This window comes from Phyllobacterium myrsinacearum, assembly GCF_002980555.1.
GTDB lineage: Bacteria > Pseudomonadota > Alphaproteobacteria > Rhizobiales > Rhizobiaceae > Phyllobacterium > Phyllobacterium myrsinacearum.
Genome location: NZ_PVBT01000004.1, coordinates 91,614 through 105,796, shown reverse-complemented (window position 1 = coordinate 105,796; position 14,183 = coordinate 91,614). Strand labels below are relative to the sequence as shown.

Annotated in this window: 11 protein-coding genes and 1 pseudogene; 6 read left to right on the top strand and 6 right to left on the bottom strand. The window is 57.6% G+C overall.

Features of this window, described 5'->3' with window-relative positions; all coding sequences use genetic code 11:
* Positions 1-132: 132 nt before the first annotated feature.
* The 4 genes from C5750_RS15115 to pip form a co-directional block, all read right to left on the bottom strand.
* The gene (locus C5750_RS15115) at positions 133-1,752 is read right to left on the bottom strand and encodes an ABC transporter substrate-binding protein (protein ID WP_105734741.1); all 1,620 of its coding nucleotides are present in this window, start codon (positions 1,750-1,752) and stop codon (positions 133-135) included.
* A gap of 72 nt (positions 1,753-1,824) precedes the next feature.
* Positions 1,825-3,249 (bottom strand): M20 family metallopeptidase, encoded by a 1,425-nt coding sequence (locus tag C5750_RS15110; RefSeq protein ID WP_105734740.1) that lies wholly within the window; start codon positions 3,247-3,249, stop codon positions 1,825-1,827.
* Positions 3,250-3,273: 24 nt separating this feature from the next.
* On the bottom strand, positions 3,274-5,097 hold the full coding sequence (locus C5750_RS15105; protein WP_245421123.1) for a S9 family peptidase: 1,824 nt from the start codon (positions 5,095-5,097) through the stop codon (positions 3,274-3,276).
* A 21-nt stretch (positions 5,098-5,118) separates the two neighbouring features.
* Entirely contained in the window at positions 5,119-6,084 is a 966-nt protein-coding gene (gene pip, locus C5750_RS15100) for a prolyl aminopeptidase (protein WP_105734739.1), read from the bottom strand.
* Between the two features lie 455 nt (positions 6,085-6,539).
* On the opposite strand from pip, the gene C5750_RS15095 reads away from it, so the two are divergent.
* Complete coding sequence (locus tag C5750_RS15095; RefSeq protein ID WP_245421122.1) at positions 6,540-7,037, top strand: hypothetical protein; 498 nt, start codon at positions 6,540-6,542, stop codon at positions 7,035-7,037.
* Between the two features lie 2 nt (positions 7,038-7,039).
* A complete protein-coding gene (locus C5750_RS15090) occupies positions 7,040-7,636 on the top strand; it encodes an OmpA family protein (RefSeq protein ID WP_105734738.1) in 597 nt (198 codons plus the stop codon).
* Between the two features lie 70 nt (positions 7,637-7,706).
* On the opposite strand, the gene cueR is transcribed toward C5750_RS15090, so the two are convergent.
* Both cueR and C5750_RS15080 read right to left on the bottom strand, forming a co-directional pair.
* Positions 7,707-8,156, bottom strand: coding sequence for a Cu(I)-responsive transcriptional regulator (gene cueR, locus C5750_RS15085; RefSeq protein WP_105734737.1), 450 nt, complete (start codon positions 8,154-8,156; stop codon positions 7,707-7,709).
* Between the two features lie 62 nt (positions 8,157-8,218).
* A complete protein-coding gene (locus tag C5750_RS15080; protein ID WP_425350465.1) occupies positions 8,219-10,654 on the bottom strand; it encodes a heavy metal translocating P-type ATPase in 2,436 nt (811 codons plus the stop codon).
* An 11-nt stretch (positions 10,655-10,665) separates the two neighbouring features.
* Here C5750_RS15080 and C5750_RS15075 point away from each other — a divergent pair, with 11 nt between their 5' ends.
* The 4 genes and pseudogenes from C5750_RS15075 (at position 10,666) to C5750_RS15060 (ending at position 14,137) form a co-directional block, all read left to right on the top strand.
* Positions 10,666-10,860, top strand: a complete 195-nt coding sequence (locus C5750_RS15075; protein WP_105734736.1) for a heavy-metal-associated domain-containing protein — start codon at positions 10,666-10,668, stop codon at positions 10,858-10,860.
* Positions 10,861-11,005: 145 nt separating this feature from the next.
* A complete protein-coding gene (locus tag C5750_RS15070; RefSeq protein WP_105734735.1) occupies positions 11,006-12,547 on the top strand; it encodes a multicopper oxidase family protein in 1,542 nt (513 codons plus the stop codon).
* Between the two features lie 393 nt (positions 12,548-12,940).
* A pseudogene (locus tag C5750_RS15065) lies at positions 12,941-13,198 on the top strand (Crp/Fnr family transcriptional regulator); the annotation flags it as partial.
* Positions 13,199-13,405: 207 nt separating this feature from the next.
* The gene (locus tag C5750_RS15060; RefSeq protein WP_245421121.1) at positions 13,406-14,137 is read left to right on the top strand and encodes a response regulator transcription factor; all 732 of its coding nucleotides are present in this window, start codon (positions 13,406-13,408) and stop codon (positions 14,135-14,137) included.
* The last annotated feature ends 46 nt before the right edge of the window (positions 14,138-14,183 follow it).

Sequence of the window (14,183 nt, the reverse complement as noted above, 5' to 3'; positions counted from 1 at the left end):
ATGCGAAATCCACCCCACGTCCGGTAATGTTCGCCCCCGCACGACCAATGCGCCTTGAGGCAGTTGCAGACATCACCTGATCAACGTGGAGGCCGCCGGTCCGCGATGGGACCGGCGGGGTCTTGAAACGCGTTATTTCGCCGCCAGATCGTAATAGACGCGGAATCCGTTCCAGCTCCAGTTCTTCATGGCCTTGCTGACGCCGGCAACATTGTAGATCTGGAAGATGAAGGCGTGCGGACCTTTCTCCATCATCTGCTTTTGCAGATCGATATATTTCTGCTTGCGCGTGGATTCATCTTTTTCAAACAGGGCGTCGTCTACCTGTTTGTTGACCGCCTCGTCGAAATAGCTGGCACGCCAGCTCGGATACATGGTCTGCTTGGCTTCGGCGCGGTTGTCCGGATTGAAAATCTGGCGCGAGGCGTTGCCATGCGCATCCGGCACTGTTGTCTGCCAGCCCATCAAAGACGTCTGGAATTCACGGCCGCGGATACGGCTGAACAATTGCGCATTGGCCATGCGCTCGATCTTGATCTTCACGCCCGCCTTGGCAGCAGCATCCTGAATGCTTTGTGCAATCGGAGCCGCATAAGGCGCGGTGCTGATGAACATTGTTGTTTCGAAGCCGTTGGGATAGCCAGCGTCTTTCAAAAGCTCCCTGGCCTTTTCCACGTCGAGCTTGAACGGCTGGCCTTCCCTTTCATCGAGCGCACCAAATGCACCGAGTTGAACGAAGCTTGCGCGCGGAACGCCCACATTGTGGATGACCGTTTTGCCAAGGCCTTCATAATCGATGAGATAGCGCATCGCCAGACGCACTTTCTCATTGGCGAAAACCGGATCTGCATTATTGAAATTCCAATAGAACAGCGACGGTTTCAAAGCACGTGAGGCTGTTGCCTTGTTCTGGGTTTCAAGGTCGCGCAAATCTTCAGGCGTCAGATCACGGGCAATGTCGATATCGCCCTTTTCCAGCAGCAGGCGCTGCGTTCCGGCTTCTGAGACGTGGCGGATCAACACCTGCTTCAGCTTCGGCGCTTCGCCCCAATAATTGGTATTCGCCTGTAGGATGACAACTTCCGCCGGGTTCCACCGCATGAGCTTGTAGGGCCCGACACAATCGGAACGTGTGGCAAGATATTTATTGCCCATATCCCCATCAACCTGATTTGCCATCAGCGCTTTCTGATTGAGCAGTGCGGCAACACGATTGGCGGCAATGGCGGCCAGAATGAGGTTGGCTGGATAGGGCTTATCAAGCCTGAACACCAGCGTCTTGTCGTCCGGGGCGGTGATGCTCTGGTCTGCATTATCCTTGGTGAAACCATATTCAGTCAGCGTCGCGGCGTTGCCAAAGCCAAGTTTGACAACACGGCGCAGCGACCACGCCATGTCTCCTGCGGTTGCCTTTTCGCCGGACGGAAACACCAGATCGTCGCGCATGTGGAAAGTGATCTGCAGCCCATCCTGGGAAACGCCCCAGCTTTTTGCCAGCTTGGGCACAAGCTTGGTTTCATCGGCGGGATCGAAATCGACGAGCGGATCGCAGATATTCTGGATGATCTCATTGGTGGCCGCTTCGCCGATCTGCGCCGGATCAAACGTGCTGATGGCATCGATATTCCAGGCCATTGCCAGCGTATTGGGTGGCGATGCCGCTTCTGCGGCAAAACTGATACCTGCCAGGCCTGCAACAAGGATAAGCGCCGTGCTGCGGCGCAAAATTGTTCTGGTCTTCAAATCGCTCATGTTCGTCCCCTTTTATGATTTTCATGTAGCTTGGAGGGCACAGCGTCCTCGCCGACACGGTGCCAGACCGGATTACTCCGCCGGGCGCGGTTGGAGTGGCGGGTTAACCTCCGGTGGGATTGGGCAGGTATAGGGTGTTTTCGCGAGGCGTGCCTGATGATCAGCCTTGGCGTCTTTCAACAGGGCTTCGTCTCGCAAGACATCCAACGCGGTTCCGGCCATGACCTTGGCGGCGTAGACCATCCCCTTGTGCGCAGCAGGCATTTTGCCCTGCGCCGTGATCTGCCAGGAGTGACCCGGCGAACCGATGGCATGGGTGGCCACACGTGCCTGGACGGTAGGCACCGCCCAGCTGACATCGCCCAGATCGGTCGAACCGATCATCGGCACGCCTTTCTGCTCGCGCGGCAGCACATAGTCGCAAAGCGGCGCGTTGTCCGCGAGCGGCTGGCCAACACGCTGATAGTCGGTTTCGATGTCTTCCCGCGAGAGCGTAGCCTGGATTTTTGCGGCAAACGCCCGGTCCGCATCATCAAACGGCACACCGCCCAGCCGTTCCATATTGGACTGCATGATGGTTTCAAGCGGTGTATTGCCCAGCAGGTTCGACACCGCACTCATGATCGAAATATCGACCGTGGTTTCGGTCATCATGGCCGCGCCCTGCGCTACCTTCTTCACCCGTTCATTGAGTGCGAACATGCCCGGCAAATCGGTGGCGCGGATCGCATAACGGATCTTGGTCTTGGCCTGCACGACGTTGGGAGCGATGCCGCCGGCATTCAGATAGGCGTAATGCATCCGGCAATCGGCAGGCACATGCTCCCGCAGGTAATTGACGCCGACATTCATCAGTTCCGCCGCATCGAGGGCGGAGCGCCCCAGATGCGGTGCGGCGGCGGCGTGAGAGGCCCGGCCGGTAAACTCAAAATCCATCCGCGTATTGGCAAGCGATTGCGCATCGTCCACTTGGGTGAACGATGCCGGATGCCATGAAATGGCAATATCGACATCATCGAAAGCCCCTGCACGCACCATGAACGCCTTGGCCGCGCCCCCTTCCTCCGCTGGACAGCCATAATAGCGCACGCGGCCGCGTGCGCCTGTTGTCTCCAGCCAATCCTTGACGGCAGTAGCTGCAAGAAGAGCAGCCGAGCCAAGCATATTGTGACCACAGCCATGACCATGCCCTGTGCCTGGGATCGGGCGCGGCTCGGCAATCCCAGCCTCCTGACTGAGGCCCGGCAGCGCGTCATATTCGCCCAGAATCGCGATGACCGGCCCGCCCTCGCCCGCTTCACCCATCACCGCTGTTGGAATGCCGGCAACGCATTCGGTAATGTTGAATCCTTGCGCGCGCAGCATGGATGTATGTTCAGCACAGGACTTGTACTCGGTATAGGCTATCTCGGGCATTGCCCAGACACGGTCACTCAGAGCCTCAAACGCGCTCCTTTTGCAGTCGACCAGATCCCATATCACATCACCATTTTTCATGGTGTCACTCCCAGATTGTTCAATTCAAAGATTCTCGGCGATGAAGCGGGCCAGAGCGCCAAAGACGCGACGACGGTTTTCGATACGGGCAAAGCCATGCCCTTCATGCGGAACGCGCAGATATTCCACCGGCTTGCCCAGGCCGCGCAGGCAGGAATAAACCATCTCGCTCTCGCATGGCGTCACGCGCGGATCTTCCAAGCCGTGCGCAATCATCAACGGCGCTTTGATGGCATCAATCCGGTGGATGGGCGAATAGCGCTCCAGCTGGTCGCGCATGGTTTCCGCATCGCCATATTCGGCAGCGCGCAGTTGCTTGCGCCACGGCCCAGTCGTCTGCAGCAAGGTCAGAAAATTGGCGATTCCGTAATATTCCACGCCCAAGCGCCACAAATCCGGATATTCGGTCAAGGCTGACAACACCATAAACCCGCCATAGGAGCGGCCGAACACCCCGATGCGGCTTTCATCCACGTCTGGCCATGCGCCCACGGCGATGCGCACGGCTTTGAGATCCGCAACGCTGTCCATGCGCAGTTCCCGGTCATCCAGATGCTGATAGCGGCGGCCATAGCCGGTGCTGCCGCGAACATTCGGCGCCACCACCATGATTCCCTTGGCCAGCATGTATTGAATGTCAGCGCGAAAATCCGGCTTCCACTGCGCCTCGGGCCCGCCATGGACGATGATCATGACCGGATAGCCGTCCGGTCCCGCCGCAACTTTCGGCCGATAGACGAAATAAGGAATGTCGAGCCCATCGAAGCCCGCGACACTGGTCACGGTCGGCTCGATAAAGTCCGGCAATCCGGCAGCGGCTTTGGGCACATCCGTCAGCCGCGTGAACGTGCCGGTCTCAACATCGCAGCGCCATATATCGCCTGACGTGGCCCCACCCTCGATTGGCATGACGAGCGCCGTGCCATCGGGTGTCCAAGCAACGGAACCAATCACGCAAGGCATGGGGGTTGCGAGCTGCTTCAGGATATTTCCGGAACGGTCGATGACGACCAGATCATTCCATCCCTGGCGATTGACGATGAGCGCGATCCTGGCTTGATCGGGCGCTATCGCCAGTGCCTCGATATCCTGCTCTGCAAAGGCTGCAAGTTCCACGAGGGTGTCAGCCTCGAACAACTTTACCATCAGTGAGAGATATTCTCTCTCCTGATCGGAGATCATGAGAATACCGGAATTGTCCTTGAAGAATTTGGGTGCGAGGTAACGCGCCCGCCCCATATGGGGTAAGATATTTTCATAGGTGCCCGTGGCAAGATCGAGTCTGCAGAAATCTTGATCCATCATCGCCCTCTGGCAATCATTGACCAGCAGGGACGCCTCGTCGGGAGAAAAGGCAAAAGGTGTGCGCCATCCCTCGCCTTGATGGACGCATTTCACCGCGCCCGTTGCGATCGTCATCACGTAGAGATCCATATGCGCGCGGTCGCGATAATTGGCCGAATAGGCAATCTGCAAGCCATCAGGCGACCAGCATCCCCAGCCATGAACAACGGTCGTGTCGGTCGTCAGGAGGCGTGGCTCTTCCTTGGCATTTTCGATCAGCCAGAGCTGATGACGCTCGTCGCCTCCCCAATCCGTTGTGATCAGGAGGTCGCGGCTCTTTGGGTTGAAGGCAAGATTACCAACCGGTTCTGACAGGGTGGTCAACTGACGGGCTGGACCGCCCGCCAGTGGACGCACCCAGACCTGCAGCGTACCGCTTTCGTCACTCAAATAAGCCAGCAGCTCGCCATCGGGCGAAACGGCGGGTTTTACCGCTTTGCTGATATCAATGTAGTGTGACATCGAAAGCGCGGGATCAGTTTGCAGTGCGTCGAGCATCGTCATATCTGTCTTTCGTCAATGGGATTAACCAGCGGCGGCGGCCGGTGCGGCAAATTTGATCGCAGTTGCCAACCGCCGGGAGGCTGCTTCGAGTTCTTTCGCCATGGGCCCAACCGTCGATTGATGATTGGAAAGGGTGACAATCGTGAAGGCGGCTTCCGGCCAGGCATTCCTCAGCTTCCACGCCGTCGCCATCGGCGTTACGGTGTCGTACCGCGCTTGCACGATTTCCGCTGGCAGATGACGGATGAGATCGATGTTTTCCAGCAGGTGGCCTTCCGGCAAGAACGCCCGATTCATGCAATAATGGGTGAAAATCCGCGAAACAGCCAAGGCCGCATCCGGATGCAATAGCTGTCTTACATGATCAAGGCTTGGTTCGAATGTCTGGGTACGGGCTGAAAAGCCACGCAGGGCCTTGGCGGCAGCGAGCTCAACAGCCTGATCACCGCAGGTCAGCCGTGCATAATAGGCCTTCAGAAGAGTGCCGCGTTCCTCGGGAGGGATGAATTCAGCGAATTCCTGCCAATGATCTGGAAAAATGGCCCTGCAGCCGTGAAACCACCAGTCGATGTCATCCTGGTCCGCCAGGAAAATGCCATGCAGCCGAAATCCAAGGCATCGCTGCGGAAAAGCAATGCCATAGGCGAGCGCGAGACACGATCCCCAGGAACCGCCTGCAACCAGCCACTGCTCGATGCCAAGAACCTCGCGTATCCGTTCCATGTCGGCAATCAGGTGCTGCGTGGTATTTTCGGAAATCTCTGCTGTTGGTGTCGAACGTCCCGCGCCGCGCTGATCGAAAGTGACGACGCGATAGGCAGCAAGATCGAAGCTTGCGATCTGTTTTGCCGACACACCGGCGCCAGGCCCGCCATGCAGGAGCACTGCTGGGATGCCCTCAGGATCACCGTATTCTAGAACGGAAAGTTCATGTGTCGTGCTGACAACCAGACGAAATTCCCTGTTCGGCAGGATTTCCGTATCCATCCGTCCCCCTCAAACATCATCATGTCCCTTTGCCGCGATTTTTTTGTTTTTCCGCAGTCGCAAATTTTATAGTCGGTAAATTTGGGAGTTGGCTAATGCAATTTCAGACTGCTTATTCCAAAACGGAATAAGGTTGCAGATGCGGCACGGCTCGCCAAACGAGCGGTATCCATCTGCCCATTTATGCGCGGGAATGCTCGGTTGCTCTGCCGTCTCGCTGGAAAATTGCATCTCAAGGGTTGACGGGACCGTATCGAGAACCGAAACTGCTCAGAGTCGCAACCGACAGCCCTTAGGGCACAGGCATCATTTTGCCGTCTCAGTTTCGGTCTTTCCCGGGAGAACCATCTGAACAGTAGAACCGCAGTATTGCAATCTCGGAAGCGGGCATATGTCCGTTCGTTTCGCGTGCAATATGGACGGTACATGCATCTGAAACAAAGAGGATTCATATTGTGCGCCAGACTAAAACCGCCACTGCCTTTTGCGCGCTTGTTGCCGCGCTGGTGATCGCAGGATTTTCCAACACAGTTTCTGCCCAGACCCAAACGGAGACCGCCCCGGCTACACCTCTGGCTGTGGGATTGACCAATGGTGGCAATGCAGAGGCACAGGTGGTCGAGGCGGTTCGCAAAGACGATATCCTCACCATCAAGTTGCGCTTCAAACCTGTCGTCCCGGACAAATTGGAGCGGATTTACGATTCGATCAGCAAGACCGACTACGAAAACAGTTTCTACCTTCTTGCCGGCAACAAGAAACACCTCTTGCTGACGGACAGCAACGACAAGCCATTGACCGATCCATATCTGGTTATAAAGACCACCAAAGGTTCACCGATTGCAGGCTCCTGGCATGGCAGATTTCCCGCCCCGCCGAAGGAGGTGACTGAGGTATCGTTGACGATACCTGGGGTCGAGACACTCGACGCAATCAAAATTACTGACCGTTAGTCATGCCTGGAGTCAGCCGGTTCGGCCTTGCAGCCGTGATGATGGTAGCGGGAGTAAACTGGTCCTTCGCGCAGGATCTAGTCTACAACCGCGACGTCCGTGGCCTTAAAGCCACCATCCTGGAGCTGAAGGGCCTCCCTTCTGATCTGGATAGCGCCATATCGGATTTGTCTGCCAAGGCCGATGGGCTTGCCGCCCAACACAGCGGTCTTTCAGTACGACAGGACAAGCAGACCGTCAGGGTGTCAATGACGGGCGATATCCTGTTCGATTTCGACAAAGCCAGTGTCCGGCCGGCTGCGGAATCGACGCTCGACGATATTGCGCGTTTGGTCAAATCGGTTTCCACCGGCTCCATCGTCATTGAGGGTCATACCGACGCCAAAGGCTCTGCCCGTTACAACAAGAATCTGTCCCTTCGGCGGGCGCAAGCCGTAGCCGAATGGTTGATGGCACGCGGAGCCGAAAGGACGCGCCTATCGGTCAAGGCTTTTGGGGACAGCCGCCCCGTAGCACCCAACACCCTTGAAAACGGCGACGACAATCCAGACGGGCGAGCACTGAACCGGCGCGTCGAATTCGTGTTTCCAAGACAATAGTGTCCGCGGTTGCTTGGCCGAAAGCCATGCGACTGATGTTGCGCTCTGCTAAAGTTGCTCTGGCCGGCCCTCATTGCAACCGGCGCGCGACTGCACCGCGGCGGGACTGGACAGACAAATCCTCATCCTTCCGATCAGTTTCGAGGCTTTGCAGGATTGGGCAGTGGGGGCGATGGTCACCATGGCAGGCGTTGACGAGCTCGGTAAGCGTATGGGCCATGTCCTGAAGACCCTTGATCTTCCTTTCAAGTTCGTCGATGTGGCCCTGCGCCAGATGCTTGACCTCGGCGCTCCGCCGGGTGTCGTCACGCCACAGGCCAAGAAGATCGCTGATATCGGCAACCGAAAAGCCGAGATCGCGTGCGCGCCGGATGAAGCGCAGCATATGGACATCGGTGTCCGAGTAATCGCGGTAGCCGGAAGATTTCCGGTCTGCAGCCGGAATGAGGCCGGTCTGCTCGTAGTAACGGATCATCTTAGCCGAAACGCCCGATGCTTTAGATGCCTGTCCAATGTTCATCAATAATCTCCTTGAAACGGTGCAACAGCCGCCTCGGATATAGGGCCGGCTGTTGCGGCTTGTCACTTCGCCACTTTGAACCTGCGCAATCGCAGCGCATTGCCGAGCACGAACACACTCGACAAGGCCATGGCGCCCGCGGCAAAGACTGGCGACAAGAGGATGCCGTAGGCCGGGTAGAGAAGGCCCGCCGCGACGGGAACCAGAGCGGTGTTATAGGCAAACGCCCAGAACAGGTTCTGCCGGATATTGCCGATCGTCGCCTTTGACAGAGCGATCGCGTTTGCTATGCCCCGCAGGCTGCCCGACATGAGAACGACATCCGCCGCCTCAATTGCGATGTCCGTACCTGTCCCGATGGCGAGACCCACATCCGCCTCCGCCAGCGCCGGGGCGTCGTTAATGCCATCGCCCACAAAGGCAAGCTTGCCATACTTGGCCCTGAGACGGCGAACCGCATCGACCTTGCCGTCCGGCAGCACTTCCGCCACCACCTCGTCAATCTCCAGACGAGCCGCTATGGCCCTGGCCGTGCGGGCATTGTCGCCCGTGATCATCGCAACCTTCAGGCCGAGTGCATGCAGAGCTCTGATTGCCGCAGGCGTCGTGTCCTTGATCGGGTCAGCCACGGCGATGATTGCCGCGAGCACGCCGTCGATTGCGGCGTATAGGGGCGACTTGCCTTCGTTGCCCAGACGCTCGGCAACGTTGGACAACGCTGCCACGTCATAGCCCAGTTCGGCCATGTAGCGGTCTGCACCGATCTCAACGCGTTTGCCGTCGACCTTGGCCTTGACGCCGAAGCCCGTCATCGATTCGAAGTCCGACACGGCCGGCAGAGCGATGCCCTCCCCGGCCGCCGCTTCCACGATCGCACCGGCAATCGGATGTTCCGATCTGGCCTCGACAGCTGCGATAAGACCCAGGACATTGGGACGGACGAAGCCAACGGACAGTTCCAGATCGGTCAGCACCGGCTTGCCCTCGGTCAGAGTGCCGGTTTTGTCGAGCGCCACGATCTTGGCGTCCTTCAGCAACTGGAGCGCTTCACCCTTGCGGAAGAGCACGCCGAGTTCGGCGCCACGGCCGGTGCCCACCATGATCGAGGTCGGCGTTGCCAGGCCCATGGCACACGGGCAAGCGATGATCAGGACGGCAACGGCGTTGACCAGCGCGAAGGTGAGCGCGGGCGACGGGCCGAAGACGAGCCAGGTCGCAAAGGTCAGCGCCGCTACGGCGAAGACAGCCGGTACGAACCACATGGTGACCTTGTCGACCAGCGCTTGGATTGGCAGTTTGGAACCTTGAGCTTCTTCGACCATGCGGATGATCTGCGAAAGCACCGTATTGCCGCCGACAGCGGTCGCGCGGAACGCGAACGCGCCCTTCTGGTTGACTGTGCCGCCGACGACCGCACCGCCCACGGACTTTGAAACCGGGATTGGCTCGCCGGTAACCATCGACTCGTCCACATAGCTGGCGCCTTCGACCACCTCGCCGTCGACAGGCAGGCGTTCGCCGGGGCGAACCTCGACGATATCGCCGGAAATGACCAGGCCGACAGGCAGATCGACCGTCTGGCCGCCCCTGCGGATACGCGCCGTCTTAGCCTGAAGGCCAGCCAGGCGCTTGATCGCTTCGGATGTCCGGCCCTTGGCACGGGCCTCGAGCAGGCGGCCGAGCAGAATAAGCGTCACGATAACCGCGGCGGCTTCAAAATAGACGTTGATGGCCGCGGGCGGAAGAAAGCCGGGTGCGAAGGTCGCGACCAACGAATACCCATAGGCCGCAAGCGAACCGACGGCCACAAGCGAGTTCATGTCGGGGGCGAGACGCCAAAGCGCCGGGAGCCCCTTGTTATAAAAACGAATGCCCGGAATAAAGAGCACAAGTGTTGTCAGTGCGAACTGGATGTACCAGCTCCACTGCATGCCAATCGTCGATTCGATGAGGCCATGCACGCCAGGAATAAGGTGCGATCCCATCTCGATGAGAAAAATCGGCGCGGTAAGCACCGCCGCGATAGTGAAGTCGCGGGTCAGTCCGCGACGCTCCGTTTCCTTCTTCTCTGCGCGCCCTGCATTCTCATCCAGACCGCCATCATTTGCAGCTGCGCCGACCACCTTTGCCTCATAACCGGCGTGTTCGATCGCTGCAATCAGCGTAGCCGTATCGGTGGTTCCGCGGATCGTGGCGCGCTCTGTCGCCAGATTGACGGCCGCTTCCGTTACGCCGGGAATCACCTTCAGCGCGCGTTCAACGCGCCCGACGCAGGATGCGCAGGTCATACCCTCGATGGATAGCGATATCGTTGCAGATAGGTCTGTTGTTCGAACGGGAGCATTCATAGCCGCCTCCTTTATCGTTCCGAAATTGAAGTTCGGAGGGAAGGTGGGGCTTCCAACCATGGGAAGGTCAATAGCAAATTTTCCTTTTTCACACCCCTTGACCTTACCACGGTTGGAAGCCCCACCTTTGAACGCATGAGGCCAAACCAAGGAGAATTCTCATGGAACTTAAAATCGAAAACATGACCTGCGGCGGCTGCGCCAAATCCGTGACCAAGGTGATCCAGTCAGTCGATCCCAACGCCAGAATCGAGACCAATCCGGCAACAGGCATGGTCAAGGTCGAGACGACCGCTACCCCAGCGGCCCTTCAAGGGGTTCTCGAAGAAGCCGGTTATCCGGCGACCATGAGCTGACATGATGACGCCTTAGCGCGCGGACCGCTGCAAGCAGCAACCGGACGCGCGGATTCCAGGAACCGCCGTTGGCGAAGAAAACGAAACTCAAGACCAGTTGTGCGGCCTTGCCGCTCACTGTCAAACGACTGAAAGGAGACGATCAATGCATCGGCGGACTTTTCTAGCGAGTCTTACAGGCCTCGTCGTTGCCGGGCCTGCGGCAGCCCAGATGAAACACGATATGGGCCGCATGAGCGGCCATGGCAATCACACCATGCCCGTGACGAGCACCCTTCCCGTTTTGCCGGAGGGGCAGCCGCTTCAGGCGTTGCCACGCCTGTCCAACCAGTCGGCCGTACCCGGCATATTCAAAGCAGAGTTGGCAGCAGAACCAGGTGTCGTACGGTTCGCCGAAGGAATCGATACGCCAGTGCTTCTCTATAACGGCACCAATCCCGTGATCGAGGCGCATGAGGGCGACAGAGTCGAGATCAGCTTCAGGAACGGGATTCCCGGCCAACCGACAACGATCCATTGGCATGGCATGCCCGTGCCAGCCGACCAGGATGGCAATCCGGCTGACCCCGTAGTTTCAGGCGGCGAGCGCGTCTACGCGTTTGAACTGCCGGAAGGCAGCGCGGCATCTTACTGGTTTCATCCGCATCCCCATGGTCTGACCGCCGAGCAGGTCTATCGCGGGCTCGCCGGTATCTTTCTGGTCAAACCGAAAGACGATCCCATCCCGGCGGAATACGGCGACACGGTCCTCATGCTCACCGATCTCAGGATCGCCCCCGACGGGACGATACCGGAAAGCACAATGACCGATTTTATGAATGGCCGTGTTGGCGATCATCTGCTCGTCAATGGCCAGAAGAACCCGCAGATGGCTGTGGCACTTGGCGAAAAGCGCCGTCTGCGTCTCTACAACGTGACGAATGCGCGATTCCTGCGGCTCAAGTTCGAGAATGCCAGCATGACCCTCATCGGAACGGACGGCGGCCTGATCGAAGCGCCCATCGCCATCGATGAGCTGCTGCTCACGCCGGCCGAACGCGTTGATCTGATCGTCTCCTTCGACAAGCCGGGAGCGGCCAAGCTCATTACGCTCGAGTATGAGCGCGGTTGGATGGGGCCGGGCAAGCCCGACGAGGCTGGCAAGATCCTACTGACCGCGAACGTATCCGACGAGCCGGCGGCCGCGACGCCGCCCCTACCGGCGAAGCTGCGCGCCATCGAATCTCTTGGGAAGCCGGTCGTCACACGCCGGTTTGTACTGACGGAAACCATGGGTGGAATGAACCATGGCAGCATGTCGATGCAAGGCATGGATCACGCCACCATGTCCATGCCTTCCGACAGCATGGGGATGAAGTTCCTGATCAACGGTGCCAGTTTCGATATGGACCGCATAGACGAAGTCTCGAAAGCCGGGCAAGTCGAGCTTTGGGAAGTCATTAACGAGGCGGATATGGATCATCCGTTCCATGTGCATGGAACGCAGTTTCAAGTGGTAGAGCACGAGAAGGACGGGAAGGTTACCACGCCATCCTATCGCGCGTGGAAGGATACGGTGAACGTTGTGGCCGGCGAGACGGTCCGGATACTGTTGCGTCAGGATCTACCGGGACCGCGCATGTATCATTGCCACATCCTTGAGCACGAACAGCTTGGTATGATGGGTACGGTTGACGTTCAAGCCTAGCCGTGGATCAGCGAATGAAACAAAGGACCGCCGCGGCGATTTGAAAATCTGACCACCGGGATGTCGCTTTGTGCAATAACGGCTGGAACTTCAAGATTCTTTCAATCCCGCAGCACTGAAAGAATGGCCAAGGGATCCATCTCCCGATACTCTTGAAACATCCGAAGTAGAGCTTGTTCGCTGCAACCCACGGCACCGGCAATGTCTGAAAGAGCGATTTTATTGCCCACATTGGCATGCATGAATGCTTCAGCGTCTATAAGGCACTGTGGTAATAGCCGGTCATCCGGGTGATGTGACACTGCTCGCCCTTGTGAATCGCACCGATTGATCGTGCTACAGCGCCGCACATATCGGCCAACGCCATCAATTGGCTCCTAGTTCAGATGCTCGTTGGCCCGGTGGCTCCTGATGGTGCATGATCGCACAAATGGAAATGACCTCTCTCTGACGCACGAATTCATGTCGGTCATGCTTGGCGTGCGCCGGCCGCGGGTCACGGAAACACTCCATGTCCTGGAAGGCAAAGGTTACATTCGTTCGTCCCGCGGAAAGACAACCGTTCTCAATCGCGTTGGCTTGATCGAAGACGCCGGGGGTTACTATGGCGTGGCAGAGCAGGAATATGAAAACCTCATGAACATCATTTAGGTTTCAAGGCGCCCGACTTCGGATTGGCTGCCTGGAACAGGCGGTCGGATCTGTGGATCGGCAGGAAATGGAAGGCGTATGTAACCCAATCGATGTATGCGGATGTCACGTGGGCGTTAATCCCCCTCTAATCATGACATGAAGAAAGAACCGGAATAATATGGGTTGTTAAAACGAATTGGAATACATCCAAACAGGGAGCAACAGGTGTCCATCGGTCAAGATGCGAAACGCCGCAAGGCACACAATGCGCCGGCCGCAATCATCATAGAACCGCATACACTCGTGCGTACAACGATCATCCGGCTTCTCCAGCACGAGCTTGCAGGTTGGGATCTGATCGATATGGTCTCTGTCGAGACTCTCGATAGTGCCCTCGGAATGGATGTGCATCTCATTGCGCTGGACATGGCTGGAAGAACTCTCGCGAGCGCCAGTCTGTGCCACGATCTTGATTTCATTCGACACACATTTCCTGAGGCTTCGATCGCCCTTCTCTCCAACACGGACGATGTCTTGGCGGCCTCTCAGGCACTTGAGATGGGTATACGCGGCTACTTCACAACCTCAATTCCGATCGATATCGCGCTTGCGGGGATGAGACTCATCCTTGCCGGTGGTGTTTTCTATCCCCATCCATTCGTCGCACACCCGAACGCTTCAGCAATGCGAAGCAAACCCCAGAATACGCCGCACAAAATAATCGAGAACAATACACATTTCATGTCAATTGCGGACTTCACCCCACGCGAAGCGGATGTTCTTGCGGAACTGCAATGCGGACATCCCAACAAGGTCATAGCGTGCAAGCTGAATCTTTCGGATCATACAGTGAAAATGCATTTGCAGCACATCATGCGAAAACTGCAGGTGCAGAATAGGACCGAAGTGGTCGCCCGGCTCGGGCAAAAAGCAACGCCAGACATTTCCGTGCAATAACTCATGCATTGCTTTGCATGACGACAGTGGCCAACTGGCAAAAACA

What these genes read in the sequence shown, in the direction of transcription:
- C5750_RS15075 (WP_105734736.1), top strand. Translation starts at nt 10,666, where the DNA reads ATGGAACTTAAAATCGAAAACATGACCTGCGGCGGCTGCGCCAAATCC.
- C5750_RS15070 (WP_105734735.1), top strand. Translation starts at nt 11,006, where the DNA reads ATGCATCGGCGGACTTTTCTAGCGAGTCTTACAGGCCTCGTCGTTGCC.
- cueR (WP_105734737.1), bottom strand. Translation starts at nt 8,156, where the DNA reads ATGAACATTGGACAGGCATCTAAAGCATCGGGCGTTTCGGCTAAGATG.
- pip (WP_105734739.1), bottom strand. Translation starts at nt 6,084, where the DNA reads ATGGATACGGAAATCCTGCCGAACAGGGAATTTCGTCTGGTTGTCAGC.
- C5750_RS15115 (WP_105734741.1), bottom strand. Translation starts at nt 1,752, where the DNA reads ATGAGCGATTTGAAGACCAGAACAATTTTGCGCCGCAGCACGGCGCTT.
- C5750_RS15110 (WP_105734740.1), bottom strand. Translation starts at nt 3,249, where the DNA reads ATGAAAAATGGTGATGTGATATGGGATCTGGTCGACTGCAAAAGGAGC.
- C5750_RS15090 (WP_105734738.1), top strand. Translation starts at nt 7,040, where the DNA reads ATGCCTGGAGTCAGCCGGTTCGGCCTTGCAGCCGTGATGATGGTAGCG.
- C5750_RS15105 (WP_245421123.1), bottom strand. Translation starts at nt 5,097, where the DNA reads ATGACGATGCTCGACGCACTGCAAACTGATCCCGCGCTTTCGATGTCA.